Origin of the sequence: Nocardia sp. BMG51109 (assembly GCF_000526215.1) — a bacterium.
Taxonomy (GTDB): Bacteria; Actinomycetota; Actinomycetes; order Mycobacteriales; family Mycobacteriaceae; genus Nocardia.
Genome location: NZ_JAFQ01000003.1, coordinates 119,943 through 141,618 on the forward strand (window position 1 = coordinate 119,943; position 21,676 = coordinate 141,618).

Genomic DNA, 21,676 nt, shown 5'->3' on the forward strand with positions numbered 1-21,676 from the left:
TGACGGCCATATTCATCAACTCCCTCGTCCCGGCGGCGGCGCGTGTTCCGCGCGATGCACACTGTAGCAAGCGTCGACGGCGCCCCTGCGCGTTCCTCCGGGATGGCTCACGTCGCCGTCGCCGCGACCGGGTCCGCTCGGTCACGGCCTGCTCGCAGGATCGGCCAGGGCCGCCACCCGGCTACTGGGCCGCCGTACTTCGGCCGGTCAGTGGGCCGCTCTTTTGGTGTGACCGTGGCGGTGCCGTTCGATCACCGTGCCTTCTCCGCCGCCGTGCGGCCACAGCAGACCGGCGCCGAGCGTCACGAACGGCAGATTGTGCGGACGCATCGGGGTCTTCGGCCGGCCTTGCACGGCCGGGTAGCGGACCGGCCGACCGGCGCGGAACCAGTCAGCGCCACGTCGGGGCACCGGTGCCGGAGGCGGACCGCAACGGGGCGGTGGCGAATTCGGCGAGGCCCTCGTCCGGCGTGATGGTGGCGCCGAAATCCAGTACCTCGCGGGCCTTCTCGGGGCCTGCGACGATATGGCGGACGTCACCCGGCCGGTACTCGCCGGTGACGACCGGAGCCTTGCCGCCCGCCGCCCGGGCGAGTATCTCCGCGACGGCATGGATACTGATCGGCGTGCCGGAGGCGATATTGAGCGGCAGGAACCCCGGCGGGGCACGATGAATCGCGGCGACATTGGCGGCGGCGATATCGCGGACGTGCACGAAATCCCGCATCTGGCCGCCATCCTCGAACACCCGCGGTGACTCGCCCGCCGCCAGCGCCGACCGGAAGATTGCCGCGACACCGGAATACGGTGTGTCCCTGGGCATTCCGTCTCCGTAGACATTGTGGTACCGCAGCGCGGTCACCGTGCCGCCGGTGGCTGCCGCCCACGCGCACGCGTAGTTTTCCTGCGCCACTTTGCTCGCCGCGTACAGGCTGCGGGGCCGCAGCGGGCTGTCCTCCTCGATCGGTGCCCACGACAGTGGTTCGCCGGTCGCCGCGTCGCGGTGATCGAACCGGCCGCGGTCGAGATCCTCGCGGCGGCGCGGGGGAGGATCGGCATAGTCGGAATCCACTGTGCGATAACGCCCTTCGCCGTACACCACCATCGACGAGGCGAGCACCAGCCGGCGCACCCCGGCATCGGCCATCGCCGCCAGCAATACGGCCGTGCCGAGGTCGTTGTGGCTGGCGTAGGCGGGGGCGTCGGCGGCGCTGACCCCGGCGCCCACGACGGCGGCCTGATGGCACACCACGTCGACCCCGGTGAGCAGCGCCGGCACCGCGTCGGGATCGCGGACGTCGACCTGCCGCACACCGTCGGGCGCCGCGGCGCCGGGGCCGTGCGCGGCGGCGAGCATGAGATCGACCGGCACCACCTCGTCGCCGGCGTCGTCGAGTGCGTGTCGGATATGCGAACCGATGAATCCGGCGGCGCCGGTCAGCAGTACTCGCATCGGATCAGAGGAGAATCGAGGTCGGCAATGTCATGCCCCGATCCTCACCGCCGTGGCCCAGTGACGCGACACTCCGGCGGGCGAGTCGCGGATCGGTAAGAAACCGGTCATATTTGCGAGCCGCGCGAGAACGGCTCCGCCGGCCTCGGAGATGCCCGAGACGCTCCTACCGGACCGCCTGCGTCTGCGTCACCTTCGCGGCGAGATCCCCTGCGGCATCGCGTATTTCGGTCTCCACCACGATGAAGCCACGGCCCGCGTGCAGGGCCCGGGCGGTGGCCTCGGCATGCCCGGAGCGGACGGCCCGCAGGAAGTTGGTCTTCGACTCCACCGTGGTCGTGCCCTGCGCGCCGTCGGGCAGGTTCAAGAACGCGCACACCGCGCCGGTGGCATCCGCGAGCGCCATCAGCGCGCCGCCGTGGAACACCCCGCCCAGCGTGCACAGGCTCTCGTCCCAGGCCAGCCGGGCACGCACCAGCTCCCGCCGGTGTTCGAGCACCTCCACCCCGAGCGTCTCGGTGAACGGCATGGTCCGGTGGAACAGCTGGGTGCCCTCGGCGTCGGTCATGTGACGAGCATGCCGGGCGCCCCGGCGCCGGTCGATTACCCGCGAGGTAATGATCCGCGCGGCTCCGGACGGGCTACCGGTTCAGCCCATCCGCGCGATGATCGCCCGGGGCAACAGCGGAAAGACGAGATTCAGTGCGCGCCAAGGCCATTGCGGTACACAGGCGCGCACGGTCTCGCGCTCGATCGCGGCGACCATGGCGCCGACACCCTTCTCCAGCGGCACCACCAGCGCGCCGTCGCCGGCCCGGGCCACCATCTCGGTGGCGATGAACCCCGGTTGCAGGGTGGTCACCGCGATGGGGCTGCGGCGCAGCTCCGTGGCCAAACCCTCGCCGAGCGCGGTCATCCCGGCCTTACTCGCCGCGTACGCGGTCTTCTTGCCGGGCAGCCCGCGCACTGCGCTCATCGACGAGATCAGCACCAGGTGGCCCGAATCCTGTTTGCGGAAGATCTCCAGCGCCGCCTCGGCCTGAGCGAGGCCGGCGACGAAATTCGTTGTGGCCGTAGCGATATTGGCATCGGCACGACCGGTTCCCACGGGTACGCCCTTACCGAGCCCGGCATTCACGATCACTCGATCCAGGCCGCCGAGTTCGTCGCGAAGTTCGGCGAACACCGTCGGTACGGCGGCGTGGTCGTTGACGTCCAGCCTGCGTACCGCGACGGTGATGCCCGGATGTGCGGTCACCAATTCGGCGCGCAACTGTTCGAGATTGTCGACTCGGCGCGCGCACAGCGCGAGGTCGCGCCCCCGCGCGGCGAAGGCGCGGGCCATGCCCGCACCGAGTCCCGAGCTCGCCCCCGTGATGAGAATTCTGCGCCTCGTCATGTGCCAAACCCTAGTCGGGCCGGTGCGGGGGCGGTTTACTACGGAAGATCCCCTACAGCAGGAGATCGTCGAATTCGCCGGCGCGGCAGCCGCGAATCCAGGCGGCCCATTCGGCCCGGGTGAACACGAGTGTCCCGTCGTGGGGCCGGTTGCTGTTGCGGACGGCCACCGCCGTGTCGGGCAGAGGGGCGCATTCCACACAGTGGCCGTCCGGCCCGCTGAAACTGGACTTGCGCCAGTTCGTTACGGGCACTCCCGCGATACGGGCGTCCGACTCGATCATGACTACCTCCAGAACATGGTTCGATGGGTGCGGCGACGTTGCCATGTGACGGAGGCCGATGATCCGGGTCGTGGCGGGCCTCGATCCCCCGGCCCAACTGCCGTCCGGGTCAACAACCATTGGCAGCCGAGCTAATCGCGTTCCACGGTACGGACCGAATTCCGGTAGCTGTAGGGTATTCGCCGGATTCGCAGAGTCCCAATATCGCAGGTCGTGGCCTATTTGGTGATGTTTGCCGGAGTCAAGGGGGCTGGATTTGGTTGCCAAGGAGCTACCCAAATCGGACAAAAACCGTTAATCCCAGAGTTCAGAGCTGGTTATATATCATTATCACATGATTGCCGACCGGTATGCTGTAAGCGGCCGGAGGTCAGGATGCACATGCAGATGTGGTTGCATTCACGTTTCACATGATCGACCCCAGAATTCGCCGGATTCGCAACATAATTCTGCTGTTGGGGTACAAAGGCGGCCGTCCGGTATTCGGAAATGGAAGGATTCTTCGGCCGTGCGGGCCGTCAGGACACCCGGCGCGCACCCGCCGACGGCACCGCGACGAACGTGCGGGGCGCGGCGAAACCGGCCGCATCGAACCGCGTCGCGATCAGCTCCGCGGTGGGCCGCGTCCGGTCGGCGTCGGTCAGCGCGATGACGCTGCCGCCGAATCCGCCACCCACCATGCGCGAGCCGTGGGCACCCGCCGCCAGCGCGGCCTCGACCGCGGCGTCCAGCTGCGGCGTGGAGATCTCGAAGTCGTCGCGCAGCGAGGCGTGCCCGGCGGTGAGGATCGGCCCGATCGCACGCGGGTCGCCGCCACCGCGCAGGGCGTCGACGACGGCCAGCACGCGGGCGTTCTCGGTGACGATGTGCCGGGCCCGCCGGCGCAGCACCGGATCGGTGAGGCCCTCGATATCGGCGGGGTCGGCGACCTCGCGCAACGTGCCGACGCCGAGTGCGGCGGCGGCCCGCTCGCATTCGCCGCGGCGTCCGGCGTAGCCGCCGTCGGACAGCTGATGCGGTGTATTGGTATCGACCACCAGCAGCTCCAGCCCGGTCGCGGTGAGATCGAAAGGCACCTGGGCGTGCTCGCCCTTGCCGAAGTCGAGGAACAGCGCGTGCCCGGCCGTGCACAGTACCGCCGCCGACTGGTCCAGGGTGCCGGTCGCCGCGCCGACGTAGGAGTTCTCCGCGGCGCGGCCGATGTCGACCAGTTCGGCATCGGTCACCGGCAGTGCGAACAGGTCACGCAGCGCGATGGCCACCGAGCATTCCACGGCGGCCGAGGAGGACAGTCCGGCGCCGACCGGCACCGCACCGTCCAGTTCCAGTACCGCGCCGGGGATCTCGTATCCGCGCCGGACGTATTCGTGGACGACGCCGAGCGGATAGCGTGCCCAGCCCGCGGTCCGGGACTCGGCGAGCCCGGCGATCGATTCGCGCACCGTGGTGTCCGGGTGCTGGCGGGAGGTCACCTGCACCAGTCCGTCCGTCGTCGCCCGCGCGGCGCAGGTGACGGTCTGCGGCAGCGCGATCGGCAAGGCGTAACCGGCGTTGTAGTCGGTGTGCTCGCCGATGATGTTCACCCGGCCGGGTGCGGCCCAGGTGCCGTGGCGCACCGGCGATTCGCCCGCGCTCATCGGACCTCCCGCAGTTCGGCCGCCACCGTCTCCGGCGTGGTGTCGCTGATGAAGACGTTCATCCCGGACTCCGAGCCGGCCAGATACTTGAGTTTCCCGGGCGCGCGGCGGATCGAGAACAGTTGCAGGTGCAGCCACCAGTCATCGCGCGGCACACCGGAGTTCGGGGTCGGCGCCTGATTCCAGGACGCGATGTAGGGCATCGGGTCGTCGAAGCGGTGGGCGAACCGCCGCAGCACATCGAGGTACAGCGCGACGAAACCGTCGCGCTGCGCGCCGTCGAGGTCCGGGATGTCGGCGACGCGCCGGTTCGGGTACAGCTGCACCTCGTAGGGCCAGCGGGCGAACGGCGGCACGAATGCGGTCCACTCCTCGTTGGCGGCGACCACGCGCAGCCCGGCCGTGCGCTCCGCGGCCAGCAGATCACCGAACAGATTGCCGCCGTGTGAGTTCCGGTATCGCGCCACATTCTCCGCGATCCTGGCCACTCGGGGGGTGACGAACGGGTAGGCGTAGATCTGCCCGTGCGGATGCGAGAGCGTCACGCCGATCTCCTCGCCGTGATTCTCGAAGCAGTACACCTGCCCGACGCCGTCGAGCGCGGCGAGTTCGGCGCTGCGATGTGCCCACACGTCCAGCACCAGCCGCGCCCGTTGCGGATCGAGCCGTGCGAACGACGAATCGTGAACGCTGGTGAAGCACACCACTTCACAGCGGCCGTACCCGTCGCGCAGCGGCGTCTCCGGCGAACCCTCCACCGTCGCGGGAAAATCCGCATGATCGGTGGACAGCGACGGGAAGCGGTTCTCGAAAACCGCCACCTGATAATCGGATTCGGGGATCTCGGTGGCGCGATCCGGCGTGGACGGGCACAGCGGGCACAGATCGGCGGGCGGGAGGAAGGTGCGGGTCTGCCGGTGCGAGGCGATCACCACCCACTCGCCCAGCAGCGGATCGAAGCGGCGCTGCGAATGGGTGCGGGTCTGCGGCAGGTCCCGGGTGTCGGTCGCGGTGCGTGGCACCCCCGAGTCTGCCGTGCGTGGCACCCCCGGGTCGGCCGTGCGTGGCACCCCCGGGTCGGCGTCGAAGTACAGAATCTCCCGGCCGTCGGCCAGCCGGTGGCGGGTGGTGATCACCGCGCCGCCCGGCGCGGGATCCGGACGGTGCGGCCGGGTGGCAGCAATGCCATGACAACCTCCGATGGATGCGCGACAGACTCAGCCGGACAGTACACCGAACCATTGTGAGCGCTCACATCGGGTGCTGCAAAGACCGCGGCGGCGAGCGCCGCGTCCGCACGGCGCGGGCGGTACCGCCGCCGCGGCGCGGTCGGTATCCGCTTACCGCCGGGCGGTCAGAATTCGCTGCCGAACGACCCGCCGGGACCGTAGGAACCGGTCGGCGGCGGCGCGGGCACCATCACCCAGGGCCCGCAATTGACGCTGGTGAACGCGACCTCGCCGGGCTTGATCAGCGTTCGCACCGGGGTGACATGGGTGACTTCGGCCGCGATGACGGACTGGTTCACGTCCTCGCCGGGACCGGGTATCTTCCGCAGTCGTTGCCACTGGCAGGCATGGTCCGGGTCGGAGCTGCCGGGCGCCTGATAGATGCCGGGCAGGATGTCGACACCCACCCGGTACAGCCCGTCGCCGGGCATGCTCGTCGCCGGCTCGGCGGCGGCGGTTCCGGATCCGAGCACGGTCACCGCGGAGGCCAAGGCTCCCGCGATCGCAAACGTGCGTCCACGCACGACGTTCCTCCTCGAACTCATATACGGCCGCCGATCGGTCCGACGGCCGCCGGAAGCATCCGCGGTTTCCCGCGGCTTCCGGGGGTCCGGTCTATCAGAGTCGACCGGACCGATTGGCCCGATCGGCGATATTCGGGGACAAACCACAATCCGTTCGGCCGGGCCCCTGTAACTATGGGGTGGACAGCCGGGCGCCGCTACATCTCAGCAGCGCAAGTCGCGGAAATCGGTGTGCCCGAGGCGATGCCTTCCGGCGAGTTCTCGCGATATTCCTGGCATGAGTGGTCCCCGGTCCGTTCCCCGATACAGCGACACCGCCTGCGGCCGGCGGTGCGCGCGACTGTGCACCGATGCCGGGCTCGCCACCGTGCTCGCCACCGACCAGGGGTTACTGCACTGGCGCGCGATGCGCCGGCTCGGCGATCCCGGCCTCGCCGAGCACGCGGTGCAGGAGACGCTGCTGCGGGCCTGGCGCAGCTGCGCCACCTACGACCCGGACAAGGGCAGCGTGCGCACCTGGCTGCTGTCGATCGAGCGCAACGTGCTCATCGATATCGGCCGCATGCGCGCCGTGCGCCCGGCCGAGACCAGCTGGGACGACGTCGAGGAGGCCGCCGACCTGCGCCGGTCGCGACCGGACTTCGCCGACGACCTGGCCGACGGGCTACTGGTCACCGAGTTGCTCGCGCGGCTGCCCGACTCTCAGCGACACGCCGTGGTTCAGGTGATTTTGTGCGATCGCGCTTACCGTGATGTTGCTGAAGATCTCGGCGTGCCCGTCGGAACCGTGAAGACACGCGTGCATTATGCGCTCCGGTCACTGCGTCAGCTGCCGATCGGGGCGTGACGGGAGGGAGTAACGGTTCGGTAACTGTGCTTGCGTGCTGGGGCCTGCGTTGCCAGAGTGAACCACTGGGTTTGGTGTTACTAGTGGGAAGGGAGGGGCGCCCCACCGCCGGGTGCGCCGTCCGCGCATGAAGCCAAGCATCGTCAAGGCCGGTCTCTGCCTAGCCGTCACGGCCGCGGCCCTCGCACCATCCGCCGGGTTCCACCCGGCTGTCGTCACCGCCGCTCCGCCGGAGCCGGACATGTCGTCGAAGCTCGTCGGCAAGACGGTGTTCCTGGATCCGGGGCATCAGGGCGGCGACCACGCCGAAGACGTCGCGCGCCCCGTGAGCGACGGCCGCGGCGGCACCAAGGAGTGCCAGACGACGGGCATGACCACCGTCAACGGCGTGCCCGAGCACACCATCACATGGAACGTGTCGCAGCTGGTCAAGCAGTCGCTGGAGGCGATGGGCGCCCGTGTCGTGCTCAGCCGCCAGGACGACGCCGGCTGGGGCGGCTGCGTCGACGAGCGTGCCGCCGCGGCCAACCGGTCCGGCGCCGATGTCGCGGTCAGCATCCACGCCGACGGCGCGCCCGCACACGAACGCGGCTTCCATCTGATCGTGCCGCAGCTGCCGATCCCGGATGCCAAAGCGGACCAGGCGCAATCGGGTCCGGGCCTGGCCGCGACCAAGGTGGTGCGCGACGCGTATCTGCAGGCCGGCTTCCCCGCGGCCACCTACGCCGGAGCGGTCGACGGGCTACAGACCCGGCACGACATCGCCGGGCCCGCGCTGACCCAGGTGCCGGACGTGTTCCTGGAGATGGGCAACGGCGCCAACGCCGAGGACGCCGCGCTCCTGGAATCCCAGGACGGCCAGCTGCGGCACGCGGTCGCGATCGCCACCGGGGTGGCCGGATATCTGCTCGGTCTCGGTGGCGCGCCGACGGCGTCGGGTTCGGCCGACGGTCGCGCGGCGGAGCAGACCGCACCCGGGCAGCCGGATTCCGTTCCGGGGCAGCCGGGTTCGGCGCCGGGTGGTGCGGCCGAGGCGCCCCGGGCGGGCACCTCGGCGCAGCCGGCGCCGGGCGCGCAGACCTCCGGTGCTCCGGGCGCGAACGCGCAGGCTCCCGCGACGGGCGGCGGAACCCGGGCGACACCGGATCAGGCCGCGCCCGGTGCGGTGCCCGGCGCGTCCGCCCCGAGCGCTCCCGGTGCGTACACCACGCCGGGTGGCGCAGCAACCGCGCCGCAGCCGGGGACGTCCGGTGCGGGCGCACCCGACGGGTACACGACGCCGAGCGGCAGCACGCCTGGAACCGGACAGCCGTCGCTGGGTTCACCCGATGCGTACTCGACACCGGGTGCCGCGGCGCCCGCTCCCGGGACCACGCCGGGCGCACCCAACGCCTACTCGACTCCCGACGCGTACACGCCGGGGCCGCCGAGCGGCGCGGCGCCGGGCACCACCCAGCAGCCGGGTGCCGCCCAGCCGCCGGGCTCGGCTCCGTCCACCGATGGCCAGGCGCAGCAGGGCACCGGACCCGAGTCGGCCGCCAGCTCGCTGGTCACCACCGCGATGAAACTGCTCGCCCCGCTGGCCGAATCGCTGGGGCTGGAGGATGCGGCGGTGAACTCCCAGCTGATCAACCTGGCCTATACCCTCGCCGCCACCCTGCTGAATCCGGGTTCCGCGGAGAACTTCCTGGGGGCACGGAACGATCCGGGAACGACGCAGAACAATCCGGGAACGCAGGGCACCCCCGGTGCGCAGAACAGCCTGGGCGCGCAGCGCGCTCCCGGGACCTCGACCAGGTAACGCGGTCACCACCGACGCCCGCACCTCTCCCTCCGGAGTGGGTGCGGGCGTTTCGGTGTCGGCTCACGGACCGGGCGCGGCTGGTGTGCGCCGGTTCCACGTCCACCCGTCCACCTGTCCGTCCGGACGCTGGCCCACTCTCGCCCGTGTCCTCGCGCCCTTTTCTCGGAAGGGGAGGGGTTCGAATCCGGGATTGCTCGCCGGATGAGCAGGGGGCGACCGAGAGCGCCGACATGCTCGTCCTGTCTCTGGTCGGGGGTCCGCGTCGACGCGCCCGGATTCCTCGGGACCGGCTACGCACCGGCGGACTCGTCTCGGCCGTGCTCGACAGGGTGCGATCGGGACGAGGGGCCGCACCGCGCGCCGGATGAGTCCGGGCGCATTCGGGGCCGACCATGGCCCGGTCGTGCCGGATCCGATCGCTAGGATTGCCGGAATGCGTGCGGAGGAACTGGGGCAGGTGGATCGGCGCATACCCGTGCTGATCGTGGCCGGATATCTGGGGGCGGGGAAGACGACGCTGCTGAACCACCTGTTGCGGCAGCGCGAGGCGCGGATCGGCGTGGTGGTCAACGACTTCGGTGCTGTCAATATCGACGCGATGCTGGTCGCCGGGCAGGTCGATGCCATGGTGTCGCTCGGCAACGGGTGCGTGTGCTGCGCGGTCGACGTCACCGAACTCGACGAGCTGTTCGCCCGGCTGGCCGAGCCGCGCAACCGGATCGACGTCATCGTGGTCGAGGCCAGCGGGCTGGCCGAGCCGCGGAACCTGATCCGCATGGTGGTCGGCAGCGACAATCCGCGCATCCGGTACGGCGGGCTCGTCGAGGTCGTCGACGCGGAACATTTCGGCGACAGCCGCGCCCGCCATCCGGAGCTGGCCACGCATCTGCGGCTGGCCGATCTGGTGGTGCTGAACAAGGCCGACCGCGTGCCCGCCGACCGGTTGTCCGGGCTGCGGCGGGAGATCGGCGAACTGGTGGGCGCGGTGCCGGTGTACGCCACCACCCGTGGCCGCATCGATCCGCACCTGCTGTTCGATCCGCCGCGCGCGGGGGCGGCGCCGGTGGCCGAACAGCTCAGCTTCGACGAGCTGCTGGCCGACGACCACGACCACGACGACGATCACGGCCACGATGATCACGGCCATGGCGCGCACCATCACCTGCACGACGACTACGACAGCGTATCCTTCGTCAGCACAACCGATCTCGACCCGCGCCGTCTGGTCGGCTTCCTCGAGGACCCGCCGCCCGGCCTGTTCCGTGCCAAGGGCTGCACCGCATTCGGCGTCCGCGACGAGCGCCGCAAATTCGTCCTGCACGTCGTCGGCCGTCACGTGACCTTCGAGCCGACGGCCTGGGAGCGCGGCGAGCCCCGCGAAACCCGCCTGGTCCTCATCGGTTCCGGCCTGGACCCCGACACGGTGACCACCCGCCTCCACGGCACGATCCACACCGCATCGGACCCCCTCGACGACCGGGCCATGCTCCCGGTCTGGCGCTATGTCCCCCACGACACCACCGCGGCGAGCTGTGTCGAGAGCCTCGAAGAACCTTGGGAGACAGCGGATCTCGGCCTACCCGAGGATCAGTAGTCCGGTCGACGTGGCAGTGGCGCGCTTATCGGCATGACCGACGAGACCCCCGCCGACTGCCGGACCGCCTTCCGGTCGGCCGAATACGGGAGGTATGACCGGTCGGCGTCAGCCGCAGGCGTTGACCCATTCGGACATGCCGTCGGCGAACAGCTGGCGCTTCCAGATCGGGACCTCGTGTTTGATGCGGTCCACCAGTTCGGCGCAGGCGCCGAATGCCTCGGCCCGGTGCGGGGCGGCGACCGCGACGGCGATGGCCAGATCACCGATGGTCAGCGGGCCGACGCGGTGCACCGCGGCCACCGGCAGGCCCGAACTCTCCGAGATCTCGGCGCAGGCGCGGTGCAGGAACGTCTCGGCCTGGGGGTGCGCGGAATACTCGAGTGCCGAAACCGCTTGGCCGCCATCGTGATTGCGCACCTTGCCGGTGAACACCACCACGGCGCCGTGTTCGGGGCCGGTCACCGCCCGCTCCACCTCGGCCGGATCCAGCGGCCGGTCGCTGATCCCGGTGAGCCGCACGTTCTCAGTCATGGCTGCCTCCTCCGGCCACCTGGGCCAGCAGATGATCCAGCAGCGGCTCCAGTACGCCGATGCCGTCGCGCACCCCGCCCGAGGAGCCGGGCAGGTTCACCACCACCGAGCGTCCCACCTGGCCCGCGACACCGCGGCTCAGCGCGGCCAGCGGGAAGGCCGCCGTGCCCGCCTGCCGGATCGCCTCGGCCACGCCGGGCAGCTCGCGATCCAGGACGGCGAGGGTCGCCTCGGGCGTCGCGTCGGTGGGAGAGGCGCCCGTGCCGCCGGTGGTGATCACCAGCCCGGGCGCACCCGACAGCGCATCCGCGAGCCCGGCCGCGATATCGGCGTCCGCGTAGATCAGCGGCCCCCTGACCGAAAACCCCTTCCCGGCAAGCCAATCCACCAGTACCGGCCCGGTCTTGTCCACCCGTGTCCCGGCCGCCACACCCGTGGACGCCACCACCACCGCGGCCGTCCGAGTCCCCTCGGGTGCGGCATTCCCGGCGGCGGCCGATGTCTGCCGGTCGGACGGCTGCCGGCCACCGTGCGTGTGCTCGTGCGCCGCGCGGGTGCCGGATGCCGGTTCGGGCGTCGTCTCCCGGCCGCCGTCGGCCGGCGGTGCAGGCCGAACCGGCTGTGCGGTAACAGCCTTCGCGCGGTCGGCGTGCGAATGGCCCGCTTCGCTCGCCGGGGAACTCCGATGGTCGGCGGTCTCGGGCCGTGCCGGTGGGACCGATTGCGCGGGCGCGGAAGGTGCTCCACGGTCGGGTGCCGTCTCGTCCGGTGAACTTCGGTGGTCCGGGACCGTGCCGGGTGCCGTGTCCGGGTGCGCGGGAGCGGTGGTGTGGTGTGCCTGTGCAGCGGCCGCGGTCTCGTCCGAGGCGGTATCGGGGGCGATCCGGGCTCGGTCCCAATGCCCGCGTTTGCCGCCGTCCTTGGTCAGCAGGCGCACTCCGGTGAGGACCGCGGCGGGGTCGACGGCCTTGACCATGTCGTGCAGGGTCAGGCCGGCGACGGCGACGGCGGTGAGTGCCTCCATCTCGACTCCGGTGGGGCCCTTGGTCTTCGCGGTCGCCTCGATCGTGATCGCGTCGGCGGCGAAGCCGAAGTGCACGTCGACCGACGACAGCGCCAGCTGATGGCACAGCGGGATCAGCTCGGAGGTCTTCTTCGCCCCCGAGATGCCGGCGATCCGCGCGGTCGCCAGCACGTCGGCCTTCGGCATGTCGTCGGCCTGCACCAGCCGCACCACCTCGGCGGTGGTGTGCAGGGCACCGGCGGCGACCGCGACCCGGGCGGTGTCGGACTTGGCGCTGACATCGACCATCCGGGCGCGGCCCTCGGAGTCCAGGTGCGACAGTGCCGGGTCCCCGTGCGACAGTGCCGGGTCGGCGGGAGACTGCTCGCTCATAGTTCCCAGACTGTCACAATCGCCCCCGCGGCCAGCTCGGTGACCTCCGCGGGAATGTCGATCAGCACATCCGCCCGCGCCATCGCCGCGATCAGATGCGATCCGGGCCCGGAGGCCAGCGCGACACCGTCCGGCTCCATCCGCCCGCGCAGGAACTGCCGCCGCCCGCCCGGCGACCGCACCGGATCCCGCAGCGGCAGAGCGTGTTCCGGCACCGGCGGCAGCCCGCCGAGTTCGCGCAGGATCGGCCGGGCGAACACCTCGAACGACACCATGGTGCTCACCGGGTTACCGGGGAAACTCAGCACCGGCACCCCGTCCACCACCGACAACCCCTGCGGCCCACCGGGTTGCACGGCGACCGAGCCGAATTCCCCACCGCGACCGGCCAGGACGTCCTTGACCACCTCGAAGTCCCCCTGGGACACGCCTCCCGAGGTGAAGACGACGTCCGCGGCCGCCGTGGCACGTGCCAGCGCGCTGCGGAACTCGTCCGGATCGTCGCGGCTGTGTTCGACGGCGACGACGTCGATCTCGTTGGCGGCCAGCGCCGCGCCCAGCGCGATGCCGTTCGAGTTGTAGATCTGCCCGGGCCCCAGCGGGGTCCCCGCCGGCATCAGCTCGTCGCCGGTGGTGAGCACCGCGGCCCGGATCCGGCGGAACACCGGCAGCGCCGCCAGCCCGACCGCCGCCAGCGCCGCGATATGCCTGGGCCGCACCAGTGTTCCGGCGGCCGTCAGCAGCTCACCGGCGCGGACGTCGGTGCCCGGTTCGCGGACGAAATCGCCCGCCGCGCGACCGCGTTCGAACGTCACCGTGGTCTCGCCGGCGCGGGTGTCCTCGACCGGCACCACGCAGTCGGCGCCCGGCGGGATCGGCGCCCCCGTCATCACCTTCATCGCGGACCCCGGCGGCAGCGCCGCCAGACCGGGCTGACCGGCGGCCACGACCCCCGCCAGCGGGAGCGTCACCGGAGTCACCGCGACCGACTCCGCCCGCACGGCATAGCCGTCCATACCCGAATTGCGGAACACCGGCAGGTCCACCGGTGCCCGGACGTCCTCGGCGAGCCGGCGACCCAGCGCATCGGTCATCGGGACCGCATCGACGTCACGGACGGCGAGCGGGCGCAGCAACTGCTCGACACGGTGGCGGTGGTCGTCGACGGACCGGGCCGAGGCGGTGGCGGGCCGGGTATTCATGCGGCCAGCCTAGCCGCGGCCGCGCGGCACGAGATTTCGTACAGTTCTCCGAAGCGTGCCGGACGCCCGCCGCGACATCATCGGCGAGCCGGTCGGAGGATTCGGCGCGAGTGTGAATCGCGCACGGCGGCACAGGTCGAACTCGCCCGCGCGGGTAGCGACTACCATGGGGGACCAAGGCGGGTTGGAGGAAGTTCGTGCAGGTCATCGGTATGAAATGTAAGTGGTACGGTCGTCGGCTCCGCAGTGTCGATCGATGCTTACCCCCGATGGCGGCGTGCTCGGAAGGCAGATACCGGGTGCACGATCTGCCGTCCGAGGCGCAACCGGCACAGGCGAGAAGGCGGTCTAACCCGCTGTGTACGGCCGTGCACGGGCTGCAGCGCGGTGCGGGGGACCGCGTTACCGGAGCAGCGGGACGTTACCGGAGCATCGGGGCGGGTCGCGAATGACTGCCGGCCGTTCGAGAACCGTGAACTTCGAGACCGACGGGCATTCCGGCGTTGTCCTGATGGGGATGCCGGCCGTGCGGGAGGGGCGGCCCGCGCAGGAGGGCCGCCCCGACACACCGTTGCTGGTCGACAGATTCGGCCGCGTCGCCCGTGACCTGCGGGTATCGATCACCGAGAAGTGCTCGTTGCGCTGCACCTACTGCATGCCCGAGGAGGGCCTGCCCGCGATCCCGGCGGCGGAACTGCTGTCGGTGGACGAGATCGTGCGCCTGGTCGCCCTGTCGGTGCGCGAGCTCGGGGTGCGCGAGGTGCGCTTCACCGGCGGCGAGCCGCTGATGCGCCGCGATCTGGAACGCATCGTCGCCGGCTGTCACGCGGCCGTCCCCGGCACCCCGCTGGCCATGACGAGCAACGCCGTCGGGCTCGAGCACCGCGCCGGGGCGCTGGCGCGGGCCGGGCTGAGCCGGGTCAACGTCTCGCTGGACACCGTCGACCGCACCGGTTTCGCCCGCCTGACCCGCCGCGACCGGCTCGACTCCGTGCTGGCCGGCATCCGGGCCGCCCAGCGCGAGGGCCTGGCCCCGGTCAAGGTGAACGCGGTGCTGATGCGCGAAACCCTCTCCGGCGCACCGGATCTGCTGCAATGGTGCCTGGACGAGGGCTGCGAGCTGCGGTTCATCGAGGAGATGCCGCTGGACGCCGACCACGAGTGGGCGCGCGCCAATATGGTCACCGCCGCCGAACTGCTGGAGGTGCTCGGCACCCGGTTCACCCTGACCGAGATCGGCCGCGCCGATCCGGCCGCACCGGCGGAGAGCTGGCTGGTGAACGGCGGCCCGGCCAAGGTCGGCATCATCGCCTCGGTGACCAGGAAGTTCTGCGGCGACTGCGATCGCACCCGGCTGACCGCCGACGGCCGGATCCGGTCCTGCCTGTTCAGCGATCAGGAATACGATGTGCGGGCGCCGCTGCGCGCCGGCGCGAGCGACGACGAGATCGCGTCGCTGTGGCGCGGCGCGATGTGGAACAAGTGGGCCGGGCACGGCATCGAGGCCGAAGGTTTCGTACCGCCGGAACGGACGATGGGAGCGATCGGTGGTTGAGGTCCGCTATTTCGCCGCGATCGCCGACGCGGTCGGCAAGAGCAGCGAACACCTGGACCTCCCCGCCGAGGCCACCGTCGCCGACCTGCGCCGAACCCTCGCCGACACCTACGGCCCCGCCCTCGACCCCCTGCTGAAGGTCTGCGCCTACCTGATCGGCGACGAACTCACCCGCGACGATTCGGCCGCGCTGGCCCCCCGAGTCGACGTCCTGCCGCCCTTCGCCGGCGGCTGATCCCCCTCGCACCGGGCCCGCCCGGCGCAGGAGTTCAGTCGCGCCACCAGGTGTCGAAGGGGGTGGCCGGGACGGCGCGCTTGTGGCGGGTCATGCGGTGGATCGACTCGATGCGGGCGGCGGTCTCGGGGGCTACCTCCTTGCCCTCGAGGTAGTCGTCGATCTGGGCGTAGGTGAGGCCGAGGGCGATCTCGTCGGGGAGGGCGGGGCGCTCGTCCTCCAGGTCGGCGGTCGGGATCTTTTCCCAGACGCTCGGCGGGGCGCCCAGTTCCTGTAGCAGGGCCGCGCCCTGGCGCTTGGTCAGGCCGGTCAGCGGGGTGACGTCCACGCCGCCGTCGCCGTACTTGGTGAAGAATCCGGTGACCGCCTCCGCGGCGTGGTCGGTGCCCACCACCAGCATGTTCAGCTGGCCGGCGATCGAATACTGGATCACCATGCGCTCGCGGGCCTTGATGTTGCCGCGCACGAAGTCCCGCAGCCGCGGTACATCGCCGTCTGGGATGGGCGATCTCCCGGGGCCCTCCGTGGTTGCGCCGGCCGCCTCCTGCGGGCCCGTCGCTCGACCACCGAGCACCTCCTTCAGCCCGGTCGCGGATTCGGCGGCCACGGCGTCGGCGCTCGGCCTGACGTTCACCGCGATCGACCGATCGGGCCGGATGAACCGCAGCGCGACCTGCGCATCCTCCTCGTCGGCCTGCACGCCGTAGGGCAGCCGCACCGCCACGAAGGCGGCCTCGCGGCCCTCGGCGCGCAGCTCCTCGGCGGCCAGCTGGCACAGCCGCCCGGTCAGCGTCGAATCCTGCCCGCCGCTGATGCCCAGCACGAAGCCCGTCGCGGGCGTGGACTTCAGATAGTCCTTGAGGAAGTCGATGCGGCGGCGCACCTCGACCTTCGGCTCGATGACCGGCCGTACTCCCAGTTCGTCGACGATGCGCTCACGCGAGTTCCCCATGCCGGTCACTGTACTGACGTCCGGGGACGACGGTCCGCACGAGCCGCTCCCAGTTGTCGCCGATCCGGTCCAGGGTGTAGCCGAGCACCCGGGTCTGGTGCAGCACCAGGGCGGCGTCCAGGCAGCCCAGCAGGGCGTCGGCCAGCAAGGGTATGTCGCCCTCGGTCCCGGCGTCCCGAAGCAGCAGGGCGACATGGGTTCTCATGACGTTGTAGGGCGCGGTGGAGAACCTGCCGGGATCGTCGGCGGCGCGGCGCATCTCGCCCTCGACCTCGATTCCGGCCAGCCGGGCCCGGCCGAACGCCACCAGCCGCTCCGCCGCCGGCGCACCGGGACCCAGTGGCGGCGGGCCGAACATGTAGGCGCCCTGCAACTTTCGCTCGGACTGATCCAGTAGCGCCAGCATCAGCCCGGCGCGGTTGCCGAACCGCCGGAACACCGTCCCCTTGCCGACGCCCGCCCGGCGCGCGACCGCGTCCATGGTGACGCCGTCGGCCCCGTGTTCGCGCACCAGTTGCTCGGCGGCGTCCAGCAGCAGCTGCCGGTTGCGGGCGGCGTCGCTGCGTTCGGGATGCCCCTCGGCGACGGGCAGCACCGGCGGCTCGTCGACCGCCTCGATGGGCAGCGTGGTGGCCGCGTCGCCGGGGTGCGGCTCGCGGGCGTCGGCCAGGTTCTGTGTGCGGTAGTTCACAGCGGAGACCTCGGGGGCTGGGAATCAAAGCGGACTGTGGTCCGGTTATGGTGTCTTAGAAGCTTAACGCACCGCGATATCCGCACAAGGAGTAACCATGTCCCAGACCCGCCTCCTCGCACTGGTCGGCAGCCTGCGCGCCGCCTCGATCAACCGGCAACTCGCCGAGGCCGCCGCGCACACCGCTCCGGAGGGTGTCGAGGTCACGATCTTCGAGGGCCTCGGAGACATTCCTTTCTACAACGAGGACATCGATGTGCCCGGCCAGGTCCCCGGCTCCGCGACGGCGCTGCGGGAGGCGGTCACCGCCGCCGACGGTTTGCTCCTGTTCGTTCCCGAGTACAACGCCACCATTCCGGCCGTGCTCAAGAACGCCATCGACTGGGCCTCGCGGCCGTACGGCGACGGTTCGCTGAAGGGTAAGCCGACCGCCGTGGTCAGCGCCTCGATCAGCCAGAACGCCGCCAAGTGGGCGCACGGCGACACCGTCAAGTCGGCCGGTATCGCGGGTGCGTCGGTGGTGGAGAGCGCGCATCTGCACTTCGGCTCGATCGGCCAGCGGTTCGGCGAGTCGCATCCGCGCGAGGACGCCGAGGCGCTCACCGAGCTGGCGGCCACGGTGCGGGACCTGGCCGAGGCCGCACGGGCGCGGGTCGACGCCTGAGTCCGGCACCGTACCCGCATGTGGGGCCGCACCCGATCGGGTGCGGCCCCACACGCGTTCGTGGCCTGACCGCACCGCCGTATAGAATGTGAAAATCATTATCATTAGGAGGTGGCCATGAAGGTGCGCAACTCGCTGCGCTCGCTGAAGGACAAGCCCGGCGCTCAGGTCGTGCGGCGGCGCGGTAGGACGTATGTGATCAACAAGCGCGATCCGCGGTTCAAGGCGCGACAGGGCTGAGTTCCGGGAGTTTCCGGTGGTCCTGTTGCCGGGCCGTCGGAGGCGAGCGCGACACGCCGAGTGAGGGCCGCTCCGTCCGGTGTCGGACGGGGCGGCCCATTGTCGTATCGGGACGTGTCGAGCGTGTGTCGGGATGCGGATGGGACGCCTGTGACTGGTGGGAGATTTGAGTTTGCTGGGAGAGAGCTGCTACACGAAATCGTGATCTACACCACTGTCGTGTCGGGTTGCGAATCGCCTGTCCAGCTACTTACGCCGATCGAATTCCACGTTTGTGACTCGCAAGATGTCGTGTTGGATGAATCTGTCGGCCACTAGGTGTAGTGTCTACGGCACTGGAGGGTGATGCGAGCCCGAGGGCCGCGAGAGGTCTTGTGACCTGGGGTTCCGCTCGGATTTGCTCGGCTTCCAGGGGTTTGCGCAGTAACTATGTGGATCTTGCGAGTCGTGCACTGCAGACGGAGTCAGGCAGCAACGGATCAAGGCGAGAGAGAGGGACACTCATGACCATCACCGTGTACACCAAGCCCGCTTGTGTCCAGTGCAATGCCACCTACCGCGCGCTCGACAAGGCGGGTGTCGACTACACCGCCATCGACATCTCCGAGGACCCGGAGGCCCGCGACTACGTGATGGCGCTGGGCTACCTGCAGGCGCCCGTCGTCGTCGCCGGCGACGAGCACTGGTCGGGCTTCCGTCCCGACCGCATCAAGTCGCTGCTGACCCAGGCGGCCTGATTCCGGCCGAGAGCACGCCGGAACGACGGGCCTGCTGTGTGTCCGACAATGGGGAAGGGGGAGTGGCCGTGGCTGATCTGGTCTACTTCTCGAGCGCGTCGGAGAACACGCACCGCTTCGTCGAACGGCTGGGTCTCCCGGCCGTTCGCATTCCGCTCCACACGGCCGAATCGCTTCGCGTCGACGAGCCCTACGTGCTGATCTGCCCCACCTACGGGGGCGGTCGGCACGTCCTGGGCAGGGATCGATCGGATAAGGAATTCGTGCCCCGGCAGGTGGCCAAGTTCCTCAACGATCCGTCCAATCGCGCGTTGTTGCGTGGCGTCATCGCGGCCGGAAACACCAACTTCGGCGATACGTATTGCTATGCGGGAGAGGTGATCTCGCGCAAGGCCGGGGTGCCGTACCTGTATCGCTTCGAACTCATGGGAACCGCCGAGGACGTCGAGCGCGTCCGAGAGGGATTGGGATTGTTTTGGCAACGACAACAGCACCGGCCGGAAAGACGGCCCGCCTAGAGCGTCCGGTCAGTACGGGAGGGGGTAGGTCCGGGGTGGATACCGCGTCGTCGACCGAGGGCATGGACTACCACGCCCTCAACGCGATGCTGAATCTCTACGGCCCGGGCGGCGAGATCCAGTTCGACAAGGATCGCGAGGCCGCCAATCAGTACTTCCTGCAGCACGTCAACCAGAACACGGTCTTCTTCCACAACCTCGACGAGAAGCTCGACTATCTCGTGGAGGAGAACTACTACGAGGCCGAGGTGCTCGACCGGTACAGCCGGGCGTTCGTGAAGAGGCTGTTCCAGCAGGCCTACGACAAGAAGTTCCGGTTCCCGACCTTCCTCGGCGCGTTCAAGTACTACACCTCGTACACGCTGAAGACGTTCGACGGCAAGCGCTACCTGGAGCGCTTCGAGGACAGGGTGTGCATGGTCGCGCTGACCCTGGCCGCCGGCGACGAGACCCTCGCGCAGGAACTCGTCGAGGAGATCATCGACGGCCGCTTCCAGCCGGCCACCCCGACATTCCTCAATTCCGGCAAGAAGCAGCGCGGCGAGCCGGTCAGCTGCTTCTTGCTTCGCATCGAGGACAACATGGAGTCCATCGGGCGCTCCATCAACTCCGCGTTGCAGTTGTCCAAGCGTGGTGGCGGAGTGGCGTTGCTGCTGAGCAACATTCGTGAGCACGGGGCGCCGATCAAGAAGATCGAGAACCAGTCCTCGGGTGTCATTCCGATCATGAAGTTGCTGGAGGATTCGTTCTCCTACGCCAACCAGCTCGGCGCGCGGCAGGGTGCGGGCGCGGTGTACCTGCATGCCCACCACCCCGACATCTACCGGTTCCTCGACACCAAGCGGGAGAACGCGGACGAGAAGATCCGCATCAAGACGCTGTCGCTGGGCGTGGTGATCCCCGACATCACCTTCGAGCTGGCGAAGAAGAACGAGGACATGTACCTGTTCTCGCCGTACGACGTGGAGCGCATCTACGGCGTGCCGTTCGCCGATATCGACGTGACCGAGAAGTACCACGAGATGGTCGACGACGGGCGCATCCGCAAGACCAAGATCAACGCGCGCGAGTTCTTCCAGACCATCGCCGAGCTGCAATTCGAGTCGGGCTACCCGTACATCATGTACGAGGACACGGTGAACCGGGCGAACCCGGTCCGGGGCAAGATCACCCACTCCAACCTGTGCTCGGAGATCCTGCAGGTCTCCACGCCGTCGGTGTTCAACGACGATCTGTCCTATTCCGTTGTCGGCAAGGACATCTCGTGCAACCTGGGTTCGCTGAACATCGCCAAGACGATGGACTCGCCCGACTTCGGCAAGACCGTGGAGACGTCCATCCGGGCGCTGACCGCGGTGTCGGATCAGACCCACATCCACTCGGTGCCCTCGATCGAGCAGGGCAACAACGAATCCCACGCCATCGGCCTGGGCCAGATGAACCTGCACGGCTATCTGGCGCGCGAGCGGGTCCACTACGGATCCGACGAGGGTGTCGATTTCACCGACATGTACTTCTACACCGTCGCCTTCCACGCGATCCGGGCGTCGAACAAGCTGGCCATCGAGCGCGGGCAGTACTTCGGCGGCTTCCCCGAGTCGAAGTACGCCAGCGGTGAGTACTTCGACAAGTACACCGAGCGGGCGTGGGAACCGAAGACCGAGCGGGTCCGGCAGATCTTCGCCGACGCCGGGGTGCACATCCCGACCCAGGACGACTGGCGCGAGCTGAAGGCCTCGGTGATGGCGCACGGCATCTACAACCAGAACCTGCAGGCCGTGCCGCCGACCGGCTCGATCTCCTACATCAACCACTCCACCAGTTCGATCCACCCGGTGGCGTCGAAGATCGAGATCCGCAAGGAGGGCAAGATCGGGCGCGTCTACTACCCGGCGCCCTACCTGGACAACGACAACCTCGACTACTTCGAGGATGCCTACGAGATCGGCTACGAGAAGATCATCGACACCTACGCCGCGGCGACCCAGCACGTGGATCAGGGCCTGTCGCTGACGCTGTTCTTCAAGGACACCGCCACCACGCGCGATGTCAACCGGGCCCAGATCTACGCCTGGCGCAAGGGCATCAAGACCCTCTACTACATCCGGATCCGCCAGATGGCCCTGGAGGGAACCGAAGTCGAGGGCTGCGTCAGCTGCATGCTGTAGCCGGCCATGTTGTA

General features: G+C 69.6%; 22 protein-coding genes. 10 read left to right on the forward strand and 12 right to left on the reverse strand.

What is annotated here, in order from left to right; translation table 11 throughout:
• Positions 1 to 391: 391 nt before the first annotated feature.
• The 7 genes from D892_RS0100750 to D892_RS0100780 all read right to left on the reverse strand — a co-directional run bounded on the left by D892_RS0100750 (position 392) and on the right by D892_RS0100780 (position 6,525).
• Complete coding sequence (locus D892_RS0100750; protein WP_024799423.1) at positions 392 to 1,453, reverse strand: NAD(P)-dependent oxidoreductase; 1,062 nt, start codon at positions 1,451 to 1,453, stop codon at positions 392 to 394.
• A 166-nt stretch (positions 1,454 to 1,619) separates the two neighbouring features.
• Complete coding sequence (locus tag D892_RS0100755; RefSeq protein WP_024799424.1) at positions 1,620 to 2,021, reverse strand: PaaI family thioesterase; 402 nt, start codon at positions 2,019 to 2,021, stop codon at positions 1,620 to 1,622.
• Between the two features lie 81 nt (positions 2,022 to 2,102).
• Positions 2,103 to 2,852 carry an SDR family oxidoreductase gene (locus tag D892_RS0100760; protein WP_024799425.1) on the reverse strand — a complete coding sequence of 250 codons (750 nt, stop codon included), beginning with the start codon at positions 2,850 to 2,852 and terminating at the stop codon, positions 2,103 to 2,105.
• A gap of 52 nt (positions 2,853 to 2,904) precedes the next feature.
• Positions 2,905 to 3,135: a DUF397 domain-containing protein gene (locus D892_RS0100765; protein ID WP_024799426.1), complete on the reverse strand. Its 231-nt coding sequence runs from the start codon at positions 3,133 to 3,135 to the stop codon at positions 2,905 to 2,907.
• Between the two features lie 518 nt (positions 3,136 to 3,653).
• Entirely contained in the window at positions 3,654 to 4,772 is a 1,119-nt protein-coding gene (gene galK / locus D892_RS0100770; protein WP_051498935.1) for a galactokinase, read from the reverse strand.
• On the reverse strand, positions 4,769 to 5,887 hold the full coding sequence (galT, locus tag D892_RS0100775; protein ID WP_084160878.1) for a galactose-1-phosphate uridylyltransferase: 1,119 nt from the start codon (positions 5,885 to 5,887) through the stop codon (positions 4,769 to 4,771). The genes galK and galT overlap by 4 nt, the downstream gene beginning before the upstream one ends.
• Positions 5,888 to 6,126: 239 nt before the next feature.
• The gene (locus D892_RS0100780) at positions 6,127 to 6,525 is read right to left on the reverse strand and encodes a hypothetical protein (RefSeq protein ID WP_024799429.1); all 399 of its coding nucleotides are present in this window, start codon (positions 6,523 to 6,525) and stop codon (positions 6,127 to 6,129) included.
• 277 nt (positions 6,526 to 6,802) lie between these two features.
• Between D892_RS0100780 and D892_RS0100785 the strand changes: the two genes are divergently transcribed.
• The 3 genes from D892_RS0100785 to D892_RS0100795 all read left to right on the forward strand — a co-directional run bounded on the left by D892_RS0100785 (position 6,803) and on the right by D892_RS0100795 (position 10,770).
• Positions 6,803 to 7,372 (forward strand): sigma-70 family RNA polymerase sigma factor, encoded by a 570-nt coding sequence (locus tag D892_RS0100785; protein ID WP_024799430.1) that lies wholly within the window; start codon positions 6,803 to 6,805, stop codon positions 7,370 to 7,372.
• Between the two features lie 241 nt (positions 7,373 to 7,613).
• Positions 7,614 to 9,173: an N-acetylmuramoyl-L-alanine amidase gene (locus D892_RS49450; protein WP_369801719.1), complete on the forward strand. Its 1,560-nt coding sequence runs from the start codon at positions 7,614 to 7,616 to the stop codon at positions 9,171 to 9,173.
• 436 nt (positions 9,174 to 9,609) lie between these two features.
• Complete coding sequence (locus tag D892_RS0100795; protein WP_051498936.1) at positions 9,610 to 10,770, forward strand: GTP-binding protein; 1,161 nt, start codon at positions 9,610 to 9,612, stop codon at positions 10,768 to 10,770.
• Between the two features lie 108 nt (positions 10,771 to 10,878).
• Here the strand turns inward: D892_RS0100795 and D892_RS0100800 are convergent, their stop codons facing one another.
• The 3 genes from D892_RS0100800 to glp are packed head-to-tail and all read right to left on the reverse strand — an operon-like array spanning position 10,879 to position 13,902.
• On the reverse strand, positions 10,879 to 11,304 hold the full coding sequence (locus D892_RS0100800) for a molybdenum cofactor biosynthesis protein MoaE (RefSeq protein ID WP_024799433.1): 426 nt from the start codon (positions 11,302 to 11,304) through the stop codon (positions 10,879 to 10,881).
• On the reverse strand, positions 11,297 to 12,700 hold the full coding sequence (gene moaC / locus D892_RS49455) for a cyclic pyranopterin monophosphate synthase MoaC (RefSeq protein ID WP_024799434.1): 1,404 nt from the start codon (positions 12,698 to 12,700) through the stop codon (positions 11,297 to 11,299). The genes D892_RS0100800 and moaC overlap by 8 nt, the downstream gene beginning before the upstream one ends.
• A complete protein-coding gene (gene glp / locus D892_RS0100810) occupies positions 12,697 to 13,902 on the reverse strand; it encodes a gephyrin-like molybdotransferase Glp (protein WP_024799435.1) in 1,206 nt (401 codons plus the stop codon). Before glp ends, moaC begins: the two co-directional genes overlap by 4 nt.
• Before the next feature lie 511 nt (positions 13,903 to 14,413).
• Here glp and moaA point away from each other — a divergent pair.
• Together moaA and D892_RS0100820 are read left to right on the forward strand one after the other, a co-directional pair.
• Positions 14,414 to 15,457, forward strand: a complete 1,044-nt coding sequence (gene moaA, locus D892_RS0100815) for a GTP 3',8-cyclase MoaA (RefSeq protein WP_036566520.1) — start codon at positions 14,414 to 14,416, stop codon at positions 15,455 to 15,457.
• Entirely contained in the window at positions 15,450 to 15,692 is a 243-nt protein-coding gene (locus tag D892_RS0100820) for a MoaD/ThiS family protein (protein ID WP_024799437.1), read from the forward strand. The genes moaA and D892_RS0100820 overlap by 8 nt, the downstream gene beginning before the upstream one ends.
• A gap of 34 nt (positions 15,693 to 15,726) precedes the next feature.
• Here D892_RS0100820 and nadE read toward each other — a convergent pair whose 3' ends face one another.
• Complete coding sequence (gene nadE, locus D892_RS0100825; RefSeq protein ID WP_024799438.1) at positions 15,727 to 16,644, reverse strand: ammonia-dependent NAD(+) synthetase; 918 nt, start codon at positions 16,642 to 16,644, stop codon at positions 15,727 to 15,729.
• Positions 16,628 to 17,269 (reverse strand): TetR/AcrR family transcriptional regulator, encoded by a 642-nt coding sequence (locus tag D892_RS40010; protein WP_369801721.1) that lies wholly within the window; start codon positions 17,267 to 17,269, stop codon positions 16,628 to 16,630. Before D892_RS40010 ends, nadE begins: the two co-directional genes overlap by 17 nt.
• A gap of 163 nt (positions 17,270 to 17,432) precedes the next feature.
• Here D892_RS40010 and D892_RS0100835 point away from each other — a divergent pair, with 163 nt between their 5' ends.
• From D892_RS0100835 to nrdE, 5 genes are all read left to right on the forward strand, one after another.
• Entirely contained in the window at positions 17,433 to 17,999 is a 567-nt protein-coding gene (locus tag D892_RS0100835) for an NAD(P)H-dependent oxidoreductase (RefSeq protein WP_024799440.1), read from the forward strand.
• A 117-nt stretch (positions 18,000 to 18,116) separates the two neighbouring features.
• Positions 18,117 to 18,239 (forward strand): type B 50S ribosomal protein L36, encoded by a 123-nt coding sequence (ykgO, locus tag D892_RS0100840; RefSeq protein WP_024799441.1) that lies wholly within the window; start codon positions 18,117 to 18,119, stop codon positions 18,237 to 18,239.
• Positions 18,240 to 18,742: 503 nt separating this feature from the next.
• Complete coding sequence (locus D892_RS0100845; RefSeq protein ID WP_024799442.1) at positions 18,743 to 18,976, forward strand: redoxin NrdH; 234 nt, start codon at positions 18,743 to 18,745, stop codon at positions 18,974 to 18,976.
• A 68-nt stretch (positions 18,977 to 19,044) separates the two neighbouring features.
• Positions 19,045 to 19,494: a class Ib ribonucleoside-diphosphate reductase assembly flavoprotein NrdI gene (gene nrdI, locus D892_RS0100850; protein WP_024799443.1), complete on the forward strand. Its 450-nt coding sequence runs from the start codon at positions 19,045 to 19,047 to the stop codon at positions 19,492 to 19,494.
• 62 nt (positions 19,495 to 19,556) lie between these two features.
• Entirely contained in the window at positions 19,557 to 21,662 is a 2,106-nt protein-coding gene (gene nrdE, locus D892_RS0100855; protein WP_232235946.1) for a class 1b ribonucleoside-diphosphate reductase subunit alpha, read from the forward strand.
• Positions 21,663 to 21,676: the final 14 nt, after the last annotated feature.

Coding starts and splice junctions, on each gene's coding strand:
- D892_RS0100755 (WP_024799424.1), bottom strand. CDS start 2,021: ATGACCGACGCCGAGGGCACCCAGCTGTTCCACCGGACCATGCCGTTC.
- D892_RS0100800 (WP_024799433.1), bottom strand. CDS start 11,304: ATGACTGAGAACGTGCGGCTCACCGGGATCAGCGACCGGCCGCTGGAT.
- D892_RS0100845 (WP_024799442.1), top strand. CDS start 18,743: ATGACCATCACCGTGTACACCAAGCCCGCTTGTGTCCAGTGCAATGCC.
- D892_RS0100760 (WP_024799425.1), bottom strand. CDS start 2,852: ATGACGAGGCGCAGAATTCTCATCACGGGGGCGAGCTCGGGACTCGGT.
- D892_RS49450 (WP_369801719.1), top strand. CDS start 7,614: ATGTCGTCGAAGCTCGTCGGCAAGACGGTGTTCCTGGATCCGGGGCAT.
- ykgO (WP_024799441.1), top strand. CDS start 18,117: ATGAAGGTGCGCAACTCGCTGCGCTCGCTGAAGGACAAGCCCGGCGCT.
- moaA (WP_036566520.1), top strand. CDS start 14,414: ATGGGGATGCCGGCCGTGCGGGAGGGGCGGCCCGCGCAGGAGGGCCGC.
- nadE (WP_024799438.1), bottom strand. CDS start 16,644: ATGGGGAACTCGCGTGAGCGCATCGTCGACGAACTGGGAGTACGGCCG.
- glp (WP_024799435.1), bottom strand. CDS start 13,902: ATGAATACCCGGCCCGCCACCGCCTCGGCCCGGTCCGTCGACGACCAC.
- galK (WP_051498935.1), bottom strand. CDS start 4,772: ATGAGCGCGGGCGAATCGCCGGTGCGCCACGGCACCTGGGCCGCACCC.
- moaC (WP_024799434.1), bottom strand. CDS start 12,700: ATGAGCGAGCAGTCTCCCGCCGACCCGGCACTGTCGCACGGGGACCCG.
- D892_RS0100835 (WP_024799440.1), top strand. CDS start 17,433: ATGTCCCAGACCCGCCTCCTCGCACTGGTCGGCAGCCTGCGCGCCGCC.
- D892_RS0100750 (WP_024799423.1), bottom strand. CDS start 1,453: ATGCGAGTACTGCTGACCGGCGCCGCCGGATTCATCGGTTCGCATATC.
- D892_RS0100795 (WP_051498936.1), top strand. CDS start 9,610: ATGCGTGCGGAGGAACTGGGGCAGGTGGATCGGCGCATACCCGTGCTG.
- D892_RS0100785 (WP_024799430.1), top strand. CDS start 6,803: ATGAGTGGTCCCCGGTCCGTTCCCCGATACAGCGACACCGCCTGCGGC.
- D892_RS0100765 (WP_024799426.1), bottom strand. CDS start 3,135: ATGATCGAGTCGGACGCCCGTATCGCGGGAGTGCCCGTAACGAACTGG.
- nrdE (WP_232235946.1), top strand. CDS start 19,557: ATGGACTACCACGCCCTCAACGCGATGCTGAATCTCTACGGCCCGGGC.